The sequence below is a fragment of the Prochlorococcus sp. MIT 1011 genome (assembly GCF_047305235.1).
Taxonomy (GTDB): Bacteria; Cyanobacteriota; Cyanobacteriia; order PCC-6307; family Cyanobiaceae; genus Prochlorococcus_B.
The window spans coordinates 1,476,356-1,496,558 of the sequence record NZ_CP138983.1; the positions used below are offsets into that span (position 1 = coordinate 1,476,356).

Genomic DNA, 20,203 nt, shown 5'->3' on the forward strand with positions numbered 1-20,203 from the left:
TTTGACCCATATCGCCTGGCTAGGCAAAAAAACACCTTTTTGCGGGAACGTCTGTTACGGACTGAGTACGACTGAAGAGCTTAGAGAAAGAGGACATCAAACCAGTTTTATTCACTTTGATAACCCAATGAGATATGGGAATAATAAAACTTCCCTACTAGCAAATGATCCTGATGTAAGTCTTCCTTATTTAATAAAATCTCAGGTTTATACAATCCCTTCTTTAAATGCTCAAAGAGAGCTTAGAGAATCTCTCTCAAGACTTAAACCTGATTTAGTACATGCAAGTCTGACTCTCTCTCCATTAGATTTTCGACTACCTGAGCTTTGTCATCAACTTAATCTACCCTTGATCGCAACTTTTCACCCCGCTTTCGATTCAAAACTCAGAAATCTTACTGCAAATACACAGCAACTTACCTACCAACTTTATGCACCATCATTAGCTAAGTATGACAAAGTCATTGTTTTTTCAGACTTGCAAGCAGAGGTTCTCGCAAAACTAGGAGTAAAAGAGAGCAGACTCGAAGTAATCCCTAATGGAATTGACATAAAGAAATGGAACCCCCTTGAGCCAACCAATTCACAAAACGAGCTTCAACTTGAATTAAGAGAAAAGCTCGGCTCTGAGAGAATATTTATCTATATGGGTAGAATAGCTTCTGAAAAAAATGTTGAAGCCTTACTACGTGCATGGAGATTTGTCCAACCAAAAGGATGTCGACTAGTAATAGTAGGCGATGGGCCACTAAGGCCAACACTAGAAAATCATTCAACCTTCAATAAAGAAGATAATGTGATTTGGTGGGGATACGAAGCTGATCAAGATAAAAGAGTAGCTCTTCTCCAAATAGCTGAGGTGTTTTTACTTCCAAGTCTTGTAGAGGGACTATCTATCGCTTTACTCGAAGCCATGGCAACTGGAACAGCATGCGTCGCGACAGATGCTGGAGCAGATGGAGAAGTGCTAGAAAATGGAGCAGGAATCATACTTAACACTGAGGGAGTTACTTCTCAATTAAGGACCCTTTTGCCTGTTCTACGCGATCAACCAGTACTAACCCACGAATTGGGTAGACGTGCTCGTTTGAGAGTAGAAGAAAGATATACACTTCAACAAAATATTGACTCACTTGAAACTCTATATGCAAATATTCTTAGGTCATCTAACTCGAAACCTCTTCAGCCAATTGACGACTCTTCTGAGCTGCCAAAACAACTGCTTCAATCAAGGCGGATCTCAAGCCCGCAAGTTCAAGGTGTCGAAGAGCACTAATTGTAGTACCTGCTGGAGAGGCAACCATATCTTTAAGTTCAGCAGGATGTAAATTTTTTTCTCTTAGCAAGGATGCTGTGCCTGAAAGGGTTTTATGAGCCAATTGATTGGATAAGTGTCGTGGCAATCCTGCGGCGACAGCCCCATCAGCCATTGCTTCAACCACTAAAGCTATATACGCAGGTCCTGAAGAAGTTAAAGCCAAAAAAGAATCAAGCTTTTGCTCTTCTAACTCATAAATTTCACTAATAGGCTCAAAAATCTTTCTCACAACTTTCTTTTGATCCAAAGTTATATCATCCTCCCAAGCTAAACCAGTAATCCCCTGGCCAACGAGAGAAGGGGTGTTTGGAACAGCTCTTACACATGTGTGCCCAGGGAAAGCTTTCTTAAGACTTTTCAATGTAATTCCAGCCAAAACTGAAATTAATAATGGCTTAGGGAAGTGATCTTTCAATTGCAAGGATGAGAAAGATTCTGTGATTTTTCTGAATTGTTGAGGTTTTACTGCCAATATTTTCAATGGAGCCTTCCATACCTCTTTAGACAAGGAATCTTCACTAGATACAACTTTTACTTCCTTTGGAAGATCATTCAATGCAGGTGCAATACTTGAGCTACTACCTACAACTCCTAAAACATTTTGAGGATGGTATTCACCTCTTTCCAAAAGAGGTGAAACAATAGCCTTGGCCATGCTACCTAGACCAATTATACCAATAGAAATTTCCAATCTATTTAATCATTCAAAGAGCTGTAGCTACTGTTTCCCCCCAAGCAGGCTCTGGAGCAGAAGAGGTTCCCTTGGAAATCAAATCATTACCCTTATTACTCATATTTGAAGGAGAGGCTTCCTCTTGAAATGAATTAGTTACTGTTACGCAAGAAGGTGCAAAAAGGAAAATACTTTCTCCAACTCTTTCTTGATGCCCATCGATAGCAAACGTTCCACCTGCGACAAAATCAACTGCTCTTTGGGCTTGATCAGGCTCCATCATCGTGAGATTTAGAATAACTGTTTTACGCTCACGCAAAGCTTGGATTACTCTCGGCATTTCATCAAAGCTACGAGGCTCCATTAAACTAACTTCAGAATCATTTGTTGAAATTCCAGGCATGCCAATGACGTTTGAAGAAGTAAAGCCATTCCTCCCATCAAAAGGATTGGTCTGAGAGATGGTTGCCATTTCTCCACTTGCTCCTTTGTTACCTCTATTGAAATTCTCAAAGTCTTCACTTGTTTCGTAATCGAGCTCATCAAAATCACTATCTAAAAAGTCATCACCAGCGACGACAGCACGAAGACGGGAAATAAGCGACACCAGTTAATCCTCTCGGGATGATTTGTTAAAAAGTTGGATAAGCCAACAATCGATACATCTTCAAAAAATGAACGATGAATCATATACTTAAATAACGTTCCTTTTCTTAAGGGGCAAGCTTTTTTATTAGTTTTTTCATATCTTCAACAATTTACTAAATCTAACGTTTACCAAACAAAAGAGATCCTAAACGAATCCAAGTAGCGCCAACCTCAATAGCTTCTTGCCAATCGTTGCTCATTCCCATTGAGCAATCCTTTAGCCCCAAATGATTTGCAAGATTTCTACATTCACAAAATAAATCTTTTCTTTGATAGGAATTAAACGCAATTGGTGGAATTGTCATTAAACCAATCAAATTAATATTATTCAAAGAAATAATGTTGGGCCAATATTTCAAAAGATCTTTTTTTGAGAACCCACCCTTTTTAGGATCATCCCTAAATTTTACTTGTAAAAATATATTCGGAGTTTTTTGCTCTTCTTTTGAAATTCGAGAAATTCGTTCAACCAAAGGCAAAGAATCAACAGAATGTATAAAGTCAAATTCTCTAATAACTCCTCTAACTTTATTTTTCTGCAATGTACCGACAAAATGCCATCGAAGTTGCTTTAAATCATTAAGTTCATTTTTTTTTGGAACAGCCTCTTGTAAACGACTTTCTCCAAAATCCAATTGACCATAGCCAGAAAGCTTACGTATGGATCCTTGAGAATGTCCCTTGCTCACAGCAAGCAAGCGAACCTCTGCTGGTAAAGAATCTTTTATTATCTTAAATTCATCAGAGCCAATCAACATAAAATCAACAAAAGTCAAAGAAAAGTTTGGTTAAATAATTCCTGCCAAGTATCCATCTCTGAGGATTTTTCTCTCCTACATTTAGACAAGTGCATTTCTGAATAATGCCGAGCATCCATATATGGAATAACTTCAAAGGCTGCTCCCCGTGGTTGCAAAGTAACTAAAAAAAATATTTTCTGTGCATATAAAGTTGCATATACATCCCTACCATTACTCGCTGGTGAAACTAGATATAGCATTCCAAAAGTTGGATGGTTTAGATAGCGTTCAGCGTTCAAATTTTAATTCTTTTTAATTAAGATGTACCATAGAGACAACGTAAGATAATGGCTATCAAAAGCAAAAAAATCGAACCTAAATTCATCCACAAATATCTAGGATCAACAACAATGTTAGGACGTAGTTGTTGTGATGATAACCAAAGCCCCTCTCTTGACATTAGAGAATCAGCTCCCTGTTCTGCTCTGAGCAAAATATTAGACAAAAGTCTTTCGCCTAAAGTGACAAACAACCCCAATGTACTTTTAAGTCCCAATTTTCTAAATTCAATTGCTCTCACCCCAATTGAACGAAAGAGATTTTGAAGCTCCTCTTGAACCAAAGGTAAAAATCGTAAAGCCAAAAGAAGTTGAAATGACAACTTATCTATTGGAAATCCTAATAAAGTTAAAGGTGCTAAAAACCACTTTATTGCCCATACAAGATCTTCAGGAGGGGTCGTGATTAGCATCAAATTCACACTGTGAATAACCGTAAAAATTAGAGTCGAAGTTTTAATACCTAATTCTGCGGAGCGACGATCGACGATTAATGGTCCTAATGAAATACCCCCAAAGTTAAATGGCCCCAGACTAAAAATCTCCCATGGTCGGATCAAAACAATTGCTCCTGGGATTTCATCGGGTGATCTTATTGTCAATTCACTTGATGCTTCACTCGCAGGTAAAACAATCGATAAGAATCCAAAAATTAAAGAGAGAACCAATAAAAATATTAGAGACCTCCACCAAATACGTGGAGGTAGCAAACTAAGAACTGTAATTAATAAAAGAACACAAACGATTGAAATTCTCCAAATGGAGTTAGCTAAAATTGGTGATAACAAAAACAAAAGGATCCAGGAGAGCTTGATCCGAGGATCAATACCACGAAGCCAGCTAGAGCTGCCAGAGACATATTGACCAATTGGAATCTTTTTTAGCCAATCCATAGATAAAAACTGAAATTACTAATTTCAGCCCCCTTTCTCTTGGCGTGCCAAATCTTTTTCGACATCGCGTTGCTGCTTCCCTCTCCAAAACAATTTTATAGGAGTCCCTTCAAAACCTAGACCCTCTCTAACTTGTCTCTCAATATATCTTCGATAAGTTTCCCCAAACAATTTAGATTCATTCACAAAAAGAGTAAAACTTGGAGGATTAATGGCTACTTGAGTACCGTAATAAAGACGCCCCTGTTTACCTCCTCTCGTAGTAGGAGGACTTCTCCATTTCAAAGCCTCAGTAAGAACCTCATTAACAACTGATGTACTAACCCTTCTTCTATTCTGATCAACTGCCAAAGTAGCTAATGCAAAAATGCCATTAACTCTTTGCCCCGTTAGCGCAGATGTAAAAATCATTTCGGCCCAATCGAGAAAATAAAGCTTTGAACGAATCTCTTTTTCCATTGCTGACATTGTGTGACTATCTTTTTCTATTGCATCCCATTTATTCACAACAATCACGCATGCTCTACCTTCCTGCTCAATTCTACCTGCAAGCCTTTGATCTTGTTCTGTGACGCCGTCCAAAGCATCTATAACCAACACACAAACATCACTTCTTTCTATCGCCTTAAAACTCCGATTAATACCAAAGAACTCTGGACCATAATTAACACTCCTACGTCTACGTATTCCCGCCGTGTCAACTAATTTCCATTGTTTACCCTGATGAGTTATTCGAGTATCAATCGTATCTCTAGTCGTACCTCTAATCGGACTAACTATTGCTCTTGTCTCTCCACAGATAGAATTAAGAAGACTTGACTTGCCTACATTTGGTCGGCCAATAATTGCCAACTGAACAGGGGAATCACTTACTTCATCTAAATCTTTAGAGGGAAACAAAGTAACGACATGATCTAGCAGGTCGCCGGTTCCGACACCATGTATTGCAGAAATTGGATAGGGCTCACCAAGCCCAAGCTTCCAAAATTCAGCAGCCATTGCCAACCCTTGCTCGGGAGATTCACATTTGTTCACCACAACGAGTGTTTTACAAGAATGAGACCTCAAAAATTCAGCAATCGACTCATCAGCTGTAGTAACCCCCTCTTGACCATCGACAATCACTAATGCAACGACGGCTTCTTCAAGAGCGAGATTAGCTTGCTCTCTTATTTCGGGAAGGAACTCAGTATCGTCGTCAAAAACCAAGCCCCCAGTATCTACAACTTTAAAATCTCTATCCCTCCAAAATCCATCTTGATAAGTTCTATCTCTAGTTACTCCTGGTTCATCATGAACAATGGCTTCCCGGCTCTGACATAAGCGATTCACCAATGTAGATTTCCCAACATTTGGGCGTCCAATTATTGCGACTATTGGTAGCGGCAAAATTCTCTACCTTTCATAAGATTATTTAACCTTTATAGGTCAAAATTAAGATTAATTCTTCATACTACAAGTATAAGCAAAGAGTTCCATTCCAAAATGAGATTTAGAAATCAAACTTACCTAGAGAGATTAACAAAAAAACGGATTCATTAACTACCTAACGATCTCTTTCCCTGAAACGAGCGCAACGAATCAAATCTTGATTTTTTTGTGATGACTGAGAAAAATCCAAGCCTACTATGAAGATGAAAATGTTATCTCCAATTTGCTTATCAGGAAATGGGACCTCTAGATCATTAAATTGTCCTGTTATTCAATCCCCACTTGCAGGTGTAAGCGATCAGATTTTTAGAAAATTTGTTCGCAGATGGTCTCCAAAAGCTTTACTTTTTACAGAAATGGTCAATGCTAAAAGCCTTGAACTAGGACATGGGGAAGAGAAGGTTATTGAGCTTTCAGAGGAGAGTGGACCTATTGGTGTTCAACTTTTTGACCATCGGCCAGATTCAATGATAGATGCTGCCATCAAAGCCGAATCATCTGGTGCATTTCTTATAGATATCAATATGGGTTGCCCAGTAAAGAAAATTGCTAGAAAAGGAGGAGGAAGTGCTTTGTTAAAAGAACCAGAACTTGCTCAATTAATCGTCAAAGAGGTTTCAAAAGCCATATCAATTCCATTAACAGTAAAAATCAGGTTGGGTTGGGATGAAACCACCAGTGATCCAGTATCTTTTGCGTTAGGGCTTCAGGACGCTGGGGCGCAACTAATAACTGTTCATGGGCGAACGAGAAAACAAGGATTTTCTGGGAATGCAAATTGGGAAGCTATTTCTAAAATCAAAAAATCATTAGATATACCTGTCATTGCTAATGGTGATATTAGAAACTCTCGAGATGCTATTAAATGCTTAAAGATCACTAATGCCGATGGGGTAATGATAGGGAGGGCAAGTATGGGCGCTCCATGGCTGGTTGGACAAATTGATGCAGAAATTAAAAATCAAAAAGCTTTTAGGGAACCTGACGCAAAGATGAAAGTCAGCTTATCTTTAGAACATCTCAAATTACTTGTTTCGAAGAAAGGTAATCATGGACTTTTGATTGCCAGGAAACATATGAATTGGACTTGTAGAGGTTTTCAAGGAGCCTCTACTCTTCGCCAAAAGTTAGTTAGAGCCAGCACTCCAAATGAAGCAATAAAACTACTCGAAGACGAGCTTATAAAATTCAACTAAACGTTTCAGGGCATTTTCAAAGGCCAACTTTGTCGAATCAACAGCAAAGAAAAATATGCCCTATTACCTGAGGAAAGATCAGAGGCCTTAAGAATTTGTTGATCTGAAAATCCTACTCTTTCTGCGAATATAGAGCTTTCTATTAGGCCCAATTCTTCAAGCAAAGGTTTGACCCATTCCCATTTTTTTCCAAGCTTGAGCAAAACAACTACCCTTTTCATCAAAGCTGCATTAGATAAAATAACCTTTAGCTCGTTATACGAATCCGGAACAGGTACTACGAGTAACTGTTCCTCTTGAAAAGCAAGTGGTAATTTACTTTTCGAGGCAGCTGCAGAAAAAGATGTAACGCCTGGAATTAATTTAACGAGGCAATCTGGATGATATTTTTCTAACTCCTTTAAAAGATAAGAACCTGTAGAAAAAAGCGAGATATCTCCTTGAGCAAGGAAAACGACTCTTTCGCCTTTCTCAACCATCCTCATTAATTTATTTCCAGCAACTCTCCATGCACTCTTCAAAGTGTTCTGGTCGTCAACCATGGGAAAATGTAAAGGAACTTTTTTTTTATCTTTGGTTATCCATTTTGAAGCAATTTTTTCAGCAAGACTTTCTCCTCCTCTAGAAGAGACAGGATAAGAAACAACCGTTGAATCTCGAATCGCATCAACTGCTGCGATCGTTAATAAAGATGGATCTCCTGGGCCTACACCCGCAATAGTCAAATTTTTCATTTAATTGAGGAAATTCTTTCTACTTAAAAGAAATAGTTAACTATGCATTCTTGGCTCATGATGCATTTTCACTAAAGCATCAGATTCAACCTTAGCTAAATCTTCTAACCTAGAAGTAAGTGAATTCCGTTCAAAACGTTCATCTGCCAGCTTCCAATAAATTCCAAAATGCCTAGCTTCGCTTTTTAGTAAGTCGGCATATAAATTTCTAAGTTCAATATCAGGAGAATGTACAGATAACAATTTCATTCTTTCATGACTCCTTGCCTCAATAAGACCTGCAACTAGAAAGCTATCTAGCATTCGCAACGGTTCATCTTTGCGAATGTTTTTTCCTAAAATTGCAGCATATGGAGGTGATGCTAATTTTTGAAGTTTTTCACCACGTGCATTCAAAATAGATAAAACTCTCTCAAAATGTTCAAGCTCTTCTCGAGCTAATGGACTTAACACCTCTGAAAGACCCGGTTCACTTACATAGCGAAACATAAGTTGCAATGCTACGCCAGCAGCCTTGCGCTCACAATGTGCATGATCCAAAAGTATTTCCATTGGATTAGAAATTGCAAGATTTATCCAATCTTCATTAGTTTTATTTAATAGCCAGCGTATCTTTGATTGCCCAACAAAATGAGATTTTGAATTATCCATAAGCTACCTAGGCTTTTTTTAAATAAGAAACTATACCTTGCAAGGCAAGTTGATAACTATTTGCTCCAAAGCCGCAAACCAAGCCCAATGCTTTATCTGAAAGAAATGATTTATGGCGAAATTCTTCCCTAGAATAAATGTTACTTAAATGTACTTCCACATAAGGAATAGCAACTCCTAATAAAGCATCTCTAAGAGCTATTGAAGTATGTGTATAAGCACCTGCATTAATTAATATTCCGTCAATAGAACCAGCGCTATTTTGTATGCAATCAATCATCTCACCTTCTGAATTACTCTGAAAAAATCTAAGCTTAGTTCCAAGCTCACTCGCTAAAGTCAATAACTGTTCTTGAATATCTTCTAACGTTTGTGAGCCATATATAGTTGGCTCCCTTTTCCCAACAAGATTCAAATTCGGTCCATTAATTAGTAAAACATCCATATTCCTGACTAATTAAACATCTTTCATGATCGTATCCATTCCAACCTAAAAGGACCAACAAATTCGAGAAAAGTGGCACCGTTTCCTGTTAATCTCATTTAGTGGATCGGGTCGGTGCCCGAGTGGTTAATGGGGGCGGACTGTAAATCCGCTGGCTACGCCTACGTTGGTTCAAATCCAACCCGGCCCATCTTTCCACAAGCCCTTGTAGCTCAGCGGTAGAGCACTCCCTTGGTAAGGGAGAGGTCTCGGGTTCAAGTCCCGACGAGGGCATGACCCTCAACCGCAGTCAGGGAAAGCAATCTAAGGCACTAAGGATTGCTAAAAATTTCATCAAATCACAAAATATAAAACAATTAGAGCAGAAACTAGAGCCAAATGGCTCTTTTTTGCTTTATGGCCATATCTCTAATCATATAAATGATTTTACTCGGTTTTTTTCTTACACTCAAGTCTTCACAAATAAGACATGAAGAGTGTTTAACAGACTAATATTACTATGCTTTAATTAGTTATAGCAGCAGTTATAATGCATATATTCTTTATATTAGAGGCAATAGATATATCATCTTTGCTTTGTGTCGAAGTCATTTGAGCTAGATCCCAAGATTGAAAATGCTGACATTAGACAGAAAGAAACTGAGTTCAAGATCAAATCATCCTATGCAGAAAAGAGTAAAAAATATTGAAGGTGAAAGATATTTTGTTTTACCAATGGATGCTATTAATAGATATTCATGGGAAGGGAGTCCTTGGAGTATTACATCGGAATATACATGGGGTCGTTATAAACTAGATAAAGCCTGCAACTTATAAACAACTTCAAATTGATTCAATGAATCGCTTTTTACTAATAGCTCTTCCCGCTATCCTTCTCTCTCCAACACCAGCCATGGCCGAAAGTTATTGGCTAGTGATAGGAGCGAGATTTAAGCGATATTAGTTGCTCTCTTTATAGGAGCAGTTTCTATTAGTATCGGACCTTTAAAAATTTCGCATCGTTTTAAGAGAAGCAGACAGACTTAAAATAGGTAAGCCTTTGAAAAATTAATTTTAATCAATTAATTTAATTACGCAAAAAGATATCAGTTGAAAGAGGACTTATTACAATACTTTTATTCTTTAATTTTGAATGTTTATCTTTGAAATAAAAAAAAGAAGATGAAACATTTGATTTAGTACTTGGATAAGTTAAATCTAAAATTTGTATTGTTTGAAGACAGGAGCTTTCTAGTATAATTTTATTAATTTTATTTTGGAAACACCATAATTTGATTTGTTCAAGTATTTCTTGAAGAGCATCAGTTGAAGAAAACCTTTGATCCAAAACAAGTAATTTTTGAAAACCATACTGGGCAATCAAAAATGCCTTTTCTGTTTTAGATTTATCTAAAATAAAATAAATTGGCTTTGCTAACTCATAATTTTCTACTCTCCAATTTAATAATTCATTTGAAAGATTAATTCTTAAATCATTTTGAGATTTATTTAATTTTGCAAAATCAGAAAAATCAAACAATTTATTAAAAACATAAAAACTGGAACTATATGATGTATTAATGAGATTCTTAATATCTAAAATATATGCTTTAGAGACTATCTCGTACCAATTCAATTTTTTAAAAGTTTGAGCTATAAATCTTGAGGGTTTATATGCAGCAGTTATTTCTGCCTCTTTCATTGCACTAACAAGTAAAAGAGCTGAAGCAGAACTAGAGCTACCAGATAAACTTCTCCAGTTTCCCCAAAGATTAATAGTTTTTAGTTCATTTCCTATCTCAAAAGGAAGAAAGAGATTGTGACCTATAGAAATAATTCTATCATTTTGTATTTCTGCCAATGTATGATTTTTTGATCCCAAAAAAGGGTTGTCCTGATAAAAGTTTTTCAAAAATTTTTCTGACCCACTGTAGTCTTTTATAGGTCTTGATAAATCCTCAAAAGCAATTATTTTATCATTATTCGGATTTTTTAAAATGGAAATACTTTTAGATTCTACTGAAGTTTCTTTGTTTAGATTTTGCAAAAAGTCGGTTTTAAAAAGTGATAGAATTAATGATTTACAAAATCCTAGAATAGTAGTTGGAGTATGAAAACGACAGAATTGTTTTATTTTATTTGGCTTATAGCCAATATCTAAATTAATTTGATTAGAAACCCAAAATATAGCTTTTATATTTTGCTTACGAGAAGATTCACATAATCCAATACTACAAGATGTATTAAATTTCCCGAAAGGTACTGCAAAAAATTCAGGTAAAACTCCCAATTCTTTAGAAATATAGTTGCTACATTTTTCTATCTCATTATTAATTTTATTGATACTTAGCTCAGTTAAATCAACATGACTAAAACTGTGATTCAAAATTTCCATATTAGGAAATTTATTTTTTAGTGATATTAAATCTGTTCTTGAAAAATAGTATTTTTCTGAGAATTTTTTCTTATTTTCATTGCTAATTGTTTTATAAAGAGGATTAACAATCTCATTTATCATTTTCTCCTGATCCAAATTAGAACTTTTTGACAATCCATAAAAATCCTTTTTAAATTTTTTTTTATAAACCTTAAAAAGTAAATCACTAATATCCTTTTTATTTATAAATTTTTCAATAAAATACACCTTATCTCTCCATCCACAGTTATCTTCAGTTATCAACTGACAGGGAGCAATCGCAAAAGGAATATTATTTTCATTAAGCCAATTAAGAGCTTCTTCAATACTATTCGAAACATCGTCAAAAGTAATACAAAAATTTAACTTTGATTGCAAATTTGAATTGTTTAAATCTCGCAGACTGACAAATTTGCCAAGAATATAACAAATTTTTATTTGTATTTTAAAAATTGGAAAACATACAGTATGAAGTCTATGAAATGGATTCTCAGGGTCAATATTACCTATTCTATGATAATTTAAAATTATAGAAGCTTTATAATTTCTAAAAAAAATCATATATAGATTTTTAAAAAAATTTTTTAAACTCACATTATTCTTCATCTTCAGTATTTAAAATTTTCTAATATTTTAATTAAAACATCTTTTAATTGAATACCATCTTTATTATCTTATTATTGTGTAAATCTTAATTCATGTTGAGCCAGAGAAGAGGAAGCGATCTAAGGCACTAGGATCGTAAATCTTTAAAAGTGGACATCCGATTTTGGGTCCACTTTTGTTGTTTTTAGACCATTTGCTTGATACGTCTTTGCCCTGATCTAACTCAAAAAATGACAACTATTAAAAGAAGCGGGAATGGCTGGCGAGCACTGATAAAAAAGAAGGAATTTGTAGGTCCAAAAGGCCAAAACATTTCGCTCAAAAGCGCAGTCTCAGTTGTGGGCAACTGCTGATGAAGGATGCTGATACGATACAGCCACTACCAGATGAGGCCTGGGGAAAAAATCATATCCTCTCCTTATACGTAATTAGGATTCTCAAGTTAGTATCAAATCCACCTAGACAAATTCAAAATAATCAAGAAAATAAAAGGCGAATTCAATCAAAAATAAAAAGTGTGCTTGGAACAAAATGAGTACGAGATGATCGCTAAAGATACGGAGGCTTTATCTAGAGAAGAATTAAAAGCAGTGATCGATTACGGGGAAGACGAAGACGAAAACTCTATTCATGAGCAAATCCAATCCATCGCTGTCGCCGAATTAAACAAAAGAAACACTGCTAGGAATTCTCAAATAAAACTTCTTAATCGATCTCTCATGGCCTCATCAAGAATCGGGAGATGGAGATCTGCTGCAAAAGCCTTTTTAACCAGATTCGTAGAAATCAAGAATTAACTGATAAGAGCAGAAGGTAATTTTTTAGAAAGCGACTCGGAAAATGGTTTCTAAATATCTTTTGATAACGGGTATAAAGATCATTTTTACTGTTCTAATTTTCTTAGTTCTCTTTCTTTCAGTGCTATTTTTTTTCCTCCAATAAATAGTATTGAAGGAGAATTATTAAATGTAAATGCAATACATATTTTATTAGGACAAAGAGATTTAGAAAATAGAGATTTTTAATTTAATTTATAAGATTTGCTTGGATGAATCAATTCCACTTGAATTTAATGGAAAAAAGTTGATATAAAACTCTATTCCGAAAATTTTAACGACGAATCACGATACGATGATAGAACAAAATTAATTATAAAAAGAATGCTTCAACGAGATATTATTGGTAGTTCAATAAGAAAATTATTATTAGCAAGCTTTTGAATAAATTTGTTGGTAAAGAGATCGATTTAATATCGATAAATCTATATTTAACTAAGGAAGAAATGAATGAGATGAAAAACATGGGTATGTATTTTGGGAGTCATGGTATTTCTCATTCATAGTTAAGTAGTCTTAAATATGATCAACAATTTAAAGAGATAAATGATAGTTTTAACATGTTAATCAAATTAAATTTGATATCAAAAAATAATCCATTAGTAATGTGCTATCAATTTGGTAAGTATAATTCAGATACATTAGAAATTCACAACCAACTTAAGATTGACTACTCATTAACTACAAATAATGGTTCTGCTTCCTTTATTGAGAATAATAGCATATATGAGCTAAAGAGATGGGATACGAATGATTGTTGGAGTGAAGAATGGAGAAAACCTACTCTACCAATTTCAAAATGACTAAATTTTATATGTTTAATGAACTAATAAAGATTTAATAAATTAAACCATTTTCAATGCGGATATATTGTTACCAATCGTAACTAAACTCTTCGAAAAAGCGATAATTAAAGATTATTCTTTGCAATTCCTTTTATTATAATGATTAAAGAAATTTATAAGATGCTTGAAATCGAAAACATCTTAAATCAAGCTTTAGAGGAAATAAATGAATTAAGGAATGAAGAAGATCATATAAATTTAGATTGTAAAGATGTGATAATTGGTCCAGAAGGAATACTTGACTCACTTTCAACAGCAACATTTATTTTGGAACTTGAAAATCTATGTAAAGAGAAGAAAGGTTCGGATTTGGATTTAACATCCATAATTCTAGGAGAAGATGGCCTTTTTCAAAACTTTAAAATTTCTGATCTCAAGGAAATTATAAACAATGCACTTTGAAATTAACTTTTATACGGATTTTAATACTGACTTGCTAAGGCAGATTTTATTAGTTAAATATAAAAAAAATTCTTTAAGCTGTGACACTAACCTAAATAGACTGCCTTTTTTTAATGTTGAGATAAGTGATGGGGGGATATGCGTTATTTGGGTTTCAGTTGAAAGTTTTAAAAATACTTACTTCTTAAATAAATTGGGGATGTCAAGTCTGGAACAAGAAGATTTACTTAAAGATTCAGTTTTTAAATTTTTAGCTGATGTTCGTGCGATAGCAGGTAAGTATAAACAAACAATAATTTGTTCATTTAATTCTATTAGAGAAGGTAGAGGTTCTGGATCTGGTAATTATTTATCTAATGGAAATGCATATATAATTACTTATTTAAATTATAATCTGGCTAATTTAGCAAATAAAAATCAATCTATTTATTTGTTAGATGTGCAGTCATGGAAAGATCAAGTAAGTAATTCTCTAGATGAAAAAAATTGGTATCTAACAAAGAATCCTTTCTCAAGAAAATTTTTAAATTTAGCTGCTAGTGAGTTGAGTCATCATTTAGATTTAATTAATAAAGGTAGATCAATCAAAGTCATACTTTTAGATCTTGATAATACAATTTGGGGAGGAGAAGCAGGTGAAAGTAATATTTCTGAGATTAGAATTGGTGGACATGACTATGTAGGAGAGGCTTTTGCTGAATTTCAAAGAACACTTCTAAAATTAAATCAACAGGGAATATTAATTGCTTTAGTAAGCAAGAATTCAGAAGAAATTGCTATGGCAGTTTTTGATAACCATCCAGAGATGATTTTGGCAAGAAAGAACATTTCTGCTATGCGAATTAATTGGGATGAAAAGCATTTAAATATTATCAAAATTATGAATGACCTAAACCTAGGATTGAATTCAGCAATTTTTATAGATGATAATCAAGTTGAACGGGCCTCTATAAAAGCAAATCTACCTGAGGTTCAAGTATTAGATCTGCCTCCTGATCCTTGTCTTTATTGCAAGACATTGAATAGTATTAAGTGTTTCGATCTTATTGATACTACAGTAGAAGATCAAAATAGATCAATTTCATATCAAGAAAATATTCTTAGGAAGAAAAACAAATCACAACACAGCGATAAAGAAAGTTGGCTTATGGCACTTGAAACTAAAATATATATTGAAAATATATCTAATAATAATATAAATAGATATGTTCAACTTTTAAATAAAACTAATCAGTTTAATGCTAAAACTCGAAGAATGAATAAAAATGATTTTGAGACTTGGCTAAATCAAGAAGGTCACAACGCTTGGAGTTTTAGGCTTGAAGATAAATATGGAAAGATGGGTATAATAGGACTTCTAAGTTCTGTAATTAAAGATGATTTCTTAAATATAGAGGATTATGTATTGAGTTGCAGATCAGCAAATAGAGGTGTAGAGGAATGTATGCTCTCATTTATTTGTGAGCATGCAATGAAGAAAAAATGTAAAAATATATTTTTACAAGCAAAACAAACAGAGAGAAATAAACCAATGTTAGATTTTTTAAATAACCAAAACCATTTAATTAAAATTGGTTCAAACTTATTCTCGATTAACTTAAGTAAATCTATCATAAGTAATCCTAAATATATTTCAACGTATTTAACTGATTTATAATATTAATATGCATATACGATTAGCGAATCTAAATGATAGTAAGTTAATTCGAGATTTTATTAATCTTTATTGGAAAAAGGATCACATTCTTTCATAATCATATAAATTATTTAATTATATGTACAAAGGTTATGGTTCAAACATTTATAATTTTGTTTTAAGTTCCTCCACATTTGATTTAAGTATTAATGGTATTCTAGGCTTTATTCCTACACAGATATATAATAAAGAAATAGAAGCTAAAAAGAATATAATCTGGTATTCAATACAGATAAACTCTTATATATATTTTTCATAAGTCGATAAATTCAAATTTTCTATCACTTATTGCATTATCTAAATTTGAACAACAAAATTCAATACACTCACTGATGGCCTCTATTGTAGAACCAGCAATATGGGGGGTGAAAACAGAATTTTTATACTTCAATATTTGCTCGGTACCATCTGTAGGCTCATTTTTAAAAACATCATTTCCAATTCCTGAGATAAGATTATTATTAATTAAATATGATAAAGCTTTATCAGAAATCAAAGAGGCCCTGCTTACATTTATTAAAAAAGAACCTTTTTTAATAAATTTACAATTATTTTCATTAATTATATTTTTAGTAGATTCATTATCGTGCAGATGCAAAGAAATATAATCTGCCAAAGCTAAACCTCTATTTATATCTACATAATTCAAACCTAATTTTTCATAATCTATAGAGCGTTTAATATCAAAGTAAAATACCTGCATACCAAAGGCCAAAGCAAGTTTAGCTACTTTTTTACCTATATTACCTAATCCAATAAGGAAAAGACTTCTAGAATTTAAAGTATGCATTTCTGCACCATTGCAATTTCCAGACCAATTTCCAGTTACTGTTCTTTGATTCATTTCAGGTAATTTTTTACTTAAAGAAAGCATTAAAAGTAATGTATGCTCTGAAACAGATACTGCATTATTTCCAAAATTAGTACAGATTTTTATATTTGAATCTTTACATGCTTTCGAGTTGAACTTATCAAAGCCACTACTCCAAAGCTGGTAAAGCTTTATGTGACTATTTTTCTTAATAATATCTTTTTCTATCCATCTACCAGGTGCACACATCACGGCTTTATTTCTTGATAAAAAAGTATCTATTTTATCTTGACCATCCTCATAGAATACAGTTTCTGTTTTAATTCTTCGATACTTAAATTTTTCATAAATAATTTCAAGCAGTAATGGGTTAACCCTTTTAGCTGTTAATACTAAGATTGACATTAATATCCAAATTTATTAAATGTTGTTATTTTACGATTAAGTATATATGCAATTTTAAGCTTAACTTTTGCATAAAAAAATTTATTAATGAAATAAAATTATTTTTAAAACCTATTTTTTTTCTTGAGTAGTCTCCTAAAGCAGCCATAAAGGTCCATTTAAAAAAGATATTTAAAAATTATACACAATAGGCTGGCAAGTAAAATACATATTTTTTAAAATGATGCATTAAACAAATATTCAGTAAATTCTAAATCAAATTCAGTATCAATACTTATGCAATTTTCATTAACTAAAACTGCCCCTGTATTGCTACTAATTAGTGTTTCTTTTTTAATTAATGCAGATTTTTTAATTGCATAAGCAATTCCATTTCTATGGTAAACAGGGGAAAGTTCTTGCCTAGCAACAATTTTAGATCCTCTTTCATCATAAAATTTAATTTTGCCATCTTGATATATTAATTGTTTAAGAGGATGACTTTTTGTATCTGTCTCGGAAATTGTAAGAACAGAGTCATAGTTATTTTTTTCTAATGCTTGAATTACTGATGATACATGTTCTACTTTTCTTAAAGGAGAGGTAGGTTGAAGCATAACAACTATATCGAAAGTTGTTCTTTTAATATTCTCCATTTCATAAAGTGCATGTAAAAGGACTGGAGCATCTCCTATTCTGTCTCCAGACAAGTTTTCAGGTCTTTTAAAAGGAACAGGTATGCCATTTCCCTTAGAAACAGAAGCTATTAAATCATTATCTGTAGAGACAACTACTTCATCAATTTCAGGAGTCTTTAATCCAATTTCGCCTGCTAATACTACAATAGGGGTATTATGAATTTTTCTAAGATTTTTTAATTTAATACCTTTACTACCTCCCCTTGCAGGAATAACCGCTAAAACTTTTTTATTATTTATCATCTTCCTTAGTTAAATTTATATCTTCAAATATAGTATCAATTTGATAAAAATTGTTAATAGTGAATTTCGGTTTATTTTTAAAACGACTATTTTTCAATATAACCCCTATAAATTCACATCCAACAGTCATTGCAGCATCAAAATCAACCTGAGAATCTCCAATATATAGAATTTCTTTAGGTAATATTCTTTTTCGTTTCATGATAAATCTGATATGGTCCTCTTTTTCTTTTGGAGAGCCATATACATCACAAATATATTTAGAAAAATTTCTAATATTAACAAGATTTTTTAAATATAATTCAGGAGTTGCAGAACTTATAAAGACCAAAATTCCTGCATGAAACAAAGATTTAATGAAACAGGACACTCCTTCAACCTCTCTAGCTATTGATATTTTTTGATTAGTTATCAATGTGTATTTTGAAATCAAATCTCTTTCAATTATTGAAGAATTATTAAAATCAATAATTTTTGCTAATTTCTTAAAGATATCAAATCTATCACCAGTATCTGGCATATTAAGCAAATCATTTAAATATTTTTTACCATTATCAATATCTTTTACTACTTCATAAAATGTATCAAGTTTTATATCGTTTGTATCCAATATAGTCCCATCAAAGTCAAAAAAAACTGCTTTTATTCTCATTTAGATCCTATCTTAAATTTTATTTTTATCTATAACTTGAAATCTTCCCCAATGATCAACAACTGTTTTTCTTTGATCTCTTTGTAAAGAGTTAATTCTTCTATCATTGTAAACCGAATCGTCATTGTAATGAGTAGAAGAAACCTCTTCAAACACGCATCCAGTATCTGTCCAAAAGCTATGCCAGACTCCAGGTTGAACTAGTTGCATTTCTCCAGGGTGAAGGGTTTTTCTATGGCCATCTACTATGGTTTCCAAAACCCCATACAAGACTTGAAAAGTTTCTTCTTTTCTGCGATGAAAATGACTAGGATGCTTTTGACCAGGAAGTTGGACAATTATTTTTTTACAGTATTCACGATTTATACATCCTATAATCAAGGCTCCTACTTTATGAAAATTTTTCATTCCATAATGATGAGAAAATTCGATGTCAAAGTCACTATTAAGAACAATTTTTGCTTTATTTAATAAGGCTTTAACTTCATGTATTGCAGTTTTTAATATTAGCCAGTCGGGACTTTCTGGGAACTTAAAGTCTTTTGTTAGACAAGGCTCCATTGATTTGTAATCTTTTTTAGCAATAATACCTGAAGTCCAATCACCACTAGATAATTGATTTTCATGATAAGGAATTGCAAAGAAAATATCTTTACTTTTTAAAACATCTCCTTTTTTTATATTTTTTTTAAGATAAATTCCTCTTCTCAAAGAGTCTAAAGATGCTTTTTCTTCTTTAGGAATAGGTCTAAAATTTTCTTTTCCGCAAATATCTTTAGCTATCAAGTAGCTTTCTATCCATTTATCAACTTGAGCTGGTGTACTCGAATACTTATTTAACTTTATCTCCTTAGTCTCAACACCTACATGCCTTTCAAATATTTCTGCCCCTTTAGCAACAGCTGCAATTACGGGAGATGATTGTTCAGGACTTTCGTGAGTTGACCAACCAATAGTTAAACTTGGATAACGATTTTTAAAAGTATCAATTTGACTCAAATAAAACTCTTTTCTTGGTATTGGATAAATAGATACGCAGTGCATCAAAGCTATTTTCCTTCCTTTATGCTCAAAGAAACTTACAATATTGTCAACTTGCTTCAATTCTAAACCACCTGTAGAGACAACCACAGGCATGCAAGAATCTGATATTTTTTCTAGCAAAGGCCAATCCTTTGCTGAGCAACTAGCAACCTTAATAAAGTCAAAATTCATTTCAATTATTTTTTCAATAGAATCTTCATCAAAGGGGGTACACATTGAATAAAAACCTAAATTATTTACTTCATCTAAAAGCTTTTTGAAATCTTCATTTGACAATCTTGTGGAGCTGAATCTTGAAATGTGTTTATTATCCAGATTATTAATATGTTCAGGGTGTATAAAAGAATCTAATTGTCTAAACTGAAATTTAAATGCGGCTTTAACTCCATGTTTTTTTGCTACTGCTCCAACTTCCTTAATTATCTTTTTTCCATGCTCAACAGAGCCTTGATGATTATTAGCGAGATCAAAAATAAATAGATCCCTAAAGTTTAATTCAGGTATATCTAAAGACATAACTATTA

22 protein-coding genes and 2 tRNA genes are annotated in these 20,203 nt (G+C 33.2%); 10 read left to right on the forward strand and 14 right to left on the reverse strand.

Features of this window, described 5'->3' with window-relative positions:
• The first annotated feature begins 1 nt into the window (after position 1).
• A complete protein-coding gene (locus SIB75_RS08845) occupies positions 2-1,276 on the forward strand; it encodes a glycosyltransferase family 4 protein (RefSeq protein ID WP_413682914.1) in 1,275 nt (424 codons plus the stop codon).
• Here the strand turns inward: SIB75_RS08845 and proC are convergent.
• From proC to der, 6 genes are all read right to left on the reverse strand, one after another.
• On the reverse strand, positions 1,167-1,973 hold the full coding sequence (gene proC / locus SIB75_RS08850) for a pyrroline-5-carboxylate reductase (RefSeq protein WP_413682916.1): 807 nt from the start codon (positions 1,971-1,973) through the stop codon (positions 1,167-1,169). The genes SIB75_RS08845 and proC overlap by 110 nt on opposite strands.
• A 49-nt stretch (positions 1,974-2,022) precedes the next feature.
• A complete protein-coding gene (locus SIB75_RS08855) occupies positions 2,023-2,598 on the reverse strand; it encodes a cell division protein SepF (protein ID WP_413682918.1) in 576 nt (191 codons plus the stop codon).
• 160 nt (positions 2,599-2,758) lie between these two features.
• The gene (locus SIB75_RS08860) at positions 2,759-3,397 is read right to left on the reverse strand and encodes a YggS family pyridoxal phosphate-dependent enzyme (RefSeq protein WP_413684841.1); all 639 of its coding nucleotides are present in this window, start codon (positions 3,395-3,397) and stop codon (positions 2,759-2,761) included.
• Between the two features lie 14 nt (positions 3,398-3,411).
• Positions 3,412-3,678 carry a PipX family protein gene (locus SIB75_RS08865; RefSeq protein WP_413682919.1) on the reverse strand — a complete coding sequence of 89 codons (267 nt, stop codon included), beginning with the start codon at positions 3,676-3,678 and terminating at the stop codon, positions 3,412-3,414.
• 17 nt (positions 3,679-3,695) lie between these two features.
• Positions 3,696-4,610 carry a CbiQ family ECF transporter T component gene (locus SIB75_RS08870; RefSeq protein WP_413682921.1) on the reverse strand — a complete coding sequence of 305 codons (915 nt, stop codon included), beginning with the start codon at positions 4,608-4,610 and terminating at the stop codon, positions 3,696-3,698.
• A 24-nt stretch (positions 4,611-4,634) separates the two neighbouring features.
• Entirely contained in the window at positions 4,635-5,999 is a 1,365-nt protein-coding gene (gene der / locus SIB75_RS08875; protein ID WP_413682923.1) for a ribosome biogenesis GTPase Der, read from the reverse strand.
• A 245-nt stretch (positions 6,000-6,244) separates the two neighbouring features.
• On the opposite strand from der, the gene dusB reads away from it, so the two are divergent.
• Complete coding sequence (gene dusB, locus SIB75_RS08880; protein ID WP_413682925.1) at positions 6,245-7,237, forward strand: tRNA dihydrouridine synthase DusB; 993 nt, start codon at positions 6,245-6,247, stop codon at positions 7,235-7,237.
• A 5-nt stretch (positions 7,238-7,242) separates the two neighbouring features.
• Here the strand turns inward: dusB and cobI are convergent, their stop codons facing one another.
• Genes cobI through aroQ form a run of 3 tightly spaced genes read right to left on the reverse strand, consistent with a single transcriptional unit; the run spans position 7,243 to position 9,067 of the window.
• Positions 7,243-7,971: a precorrin-2 C(20)-methyltransferase gene (gene cobI, locus SIB75_RS08885; RefSeq protein ID WP_413682927.1), complete on the reverse strand. Its 729-nt coding sequence runs from the start codon at positions 7,969-7,971 to the stop codon at positions 7,243-7,245.
• A gap of 36 nt (positions 7,972-8,007) precedes the next feature.
• Complete coding sequence (locus tag SIB75_RS08890; RefSeq protein ID WP_413682928.1) at positions 8,008-8,622, reverse strand: tRNA-(ms[2]io[6]A)-hydroxylase; 615 nt, start codon at positions 8,620-8,622, stop codon at positions 8,008-8,010.
• A gap of 7 nt (positions 8,623-8,629) precedes the next feature.
• On the reverse strand, positions 8,630-9,067 hold the full coding sequence (gene aroQ / locus SIB75_RS08895; RefSeq protein WP_413682929.1) for a type II 3-dehydroquinate dehydratase: 438 nt from the start codon (positions 9,065-9,067) through the stop codon (positions 8,630-8,632).
• A 108-nt stretch (positions 9,068-9,175) separates the two neighbouring features.
• Between aroQ and SIB75_RS08900 the strand changes: the two genes are divergently transcribed.
• The 3 genes from SIB75_RS08900 (at position 9,176) to SIB75_RS08910 (ending at position 9,883) form a co-directional block, all read left to right on the forward strand.
• Positions 9,176-9,257: transfer RNA gene (locus SIB75_RS08900), tRNA-Tyr, on the forward strand.
• 11 nt (positions 9,258-9,268) lie between these two features.
• Positions 9,269-9,340, forward strand: a tRNA-Thr gene (locus tag SIB75_RS08905).
• A 342-nt stretch (positions 9,341-9,682) separates the two neighbouring features.
• On the forward strand, positions 9,683-9,883 hold the full coding sequence (locus SIB75_RS08910) for a hypothetical protein (protein ID WP_413682930.1): 201 nt from the start codon (positions 9,683-9,685) through the stop codon (positions 9,881-9,883).
• A 250-nt stretch (positions 9,884-10,133) separates the two neighbouring features.
• Here the strand turns inward: SIB75_RS08910 and SIB75_RS08915 are convergent, their stop codons facing one another.
• A complete protein-coding gene (locus SIB75_RS08915; protein WP_413682931.1) occupies positions 10,134-11,840 on the reverse strand; it encodes a polysaccharide deacetylase family protein in 1,707 nt (568 codons plus the stop codon).
• Positions 11,841-12,420: 580 nt separating this feature from the next.
• Between SIB75_RS08915 and SIB75_RS08920 the strand changes: the two genes are divergently transcribed.
• From SIB75_RS08920 to SIB75_RS08940, 5 genes are all read left to right on the forward strand, one after another.
• Positions 12,421-12,603 (forward strand): hypothetical protein, encoded by a 183-nt coding sequence (locus SIB75_RS08920; RefSeq protein WP_413682933.1) that lies wholly within the window; start codon positions 12,421-12,423, stop codon positions 12,601-12,603.
• Positions 12,604-12,610: 7 nt separating this feature from the next.
• Entirely contained in the window at positions 12,611-12,865 is a 255-nt protein-coding gene (locus tag SIB75_RS08925; RefSeq protein WP_413682934.1) for a hypothetical protein, read from the forward strand.
• A gap of 599 nt (positions 12,866-13,464) precedes the next feature.
• The gene (locus SIB75_RS08930; protein ID WP_413682935.1) at positions 13,465-13,707 is read left to right on the forward strand and encodes a hypothetical protein; all 243 of its coding nucleotides are present in this window, start codon (positions 13,465-13,467) and stop codon (positions 13,705-13,707) included.
• 141 nt (positions 13,708-13,848) lie between these two features.
• A complete protein-coding gene (locus tag SIB75_RS08935; RefSeq protein WP_413682936.1) occupies positions 13,849-14,151 on the forward strand; it encodes a hypothetical protein in 303 nt (100 codons plus the stop codon).
• The gene (locus tag SIB75_RS08940) at positions 14,141-15,808 is read left to right on the forward strand and encodes an HAD-IIIC family phosphatase (protein WP_413682937.1); all 1,668 of its coding nucleotides are present in this window, start codon (positions 14,141-14,143) and stop codon (positions 15,806-15,808) included. Before SIB75_RS08935 ends, SIB75_RS08940 begins: the two co-directional genes overlap by 11 nt.
• 292 nt (positions 15,809-16,100) lie before the next feature.
• Here the strand turns inward: SIB75_RS08940 and SIB75_RS08945 are convergent, their stop codons facing one another.
• From SIB75_RS08945 to SIB75_RS08960, 4 genes are all read right to left on the reverse strand, one after another.
• Positions 16,101-17,063 (reverse strand): NAD(P)-dependent oxidoreductase, encoded by a 963-nt coding sequence (locus SIB75_RS08945; RefSeq protein ID WP_413682938.1) that lies wholly within the window; start codon positions 17,061-17,063, stop codon positions 16,101-16,103.
• A 215-nt stretch (positions 17,064-17,278) separates the two neighbouring features.
• Entirely contained in the window at positions 17,279-17,983 is a 705-nt protein-coding gene (locus SIB75_RS08950) for a cytidylyltransferase domain-containing protein (protein ID WP_413682940.1), read from the reverse strand.
• Entirely contained in the window at positions 17,973-18,635 is a 663-nt protein-coding gene (locus SIB75_RS08955; protein WP_413682941.1) for an HAD family hydrolase, read from the reverse strand. The genes SIB75_RS08950 and SIB75_RS08955 overlap by 11 nt, the downstream gene beginning before the upstream one ends.
• A gap of 12 nt (positions 18,636-18,647) precedes the next feature.
• Entirely contained in the window at positions 18,648-20,195 is a 1,548-nt protein-coding gene (locus SIB75_RS08960; RefSeq protein ID WP_413682942.1) for an N-acetylneuraminate synthase family protein, read from the reverse strand.
• Positions 20,196-20,203 lie beyond the last annotated feature (8 nt).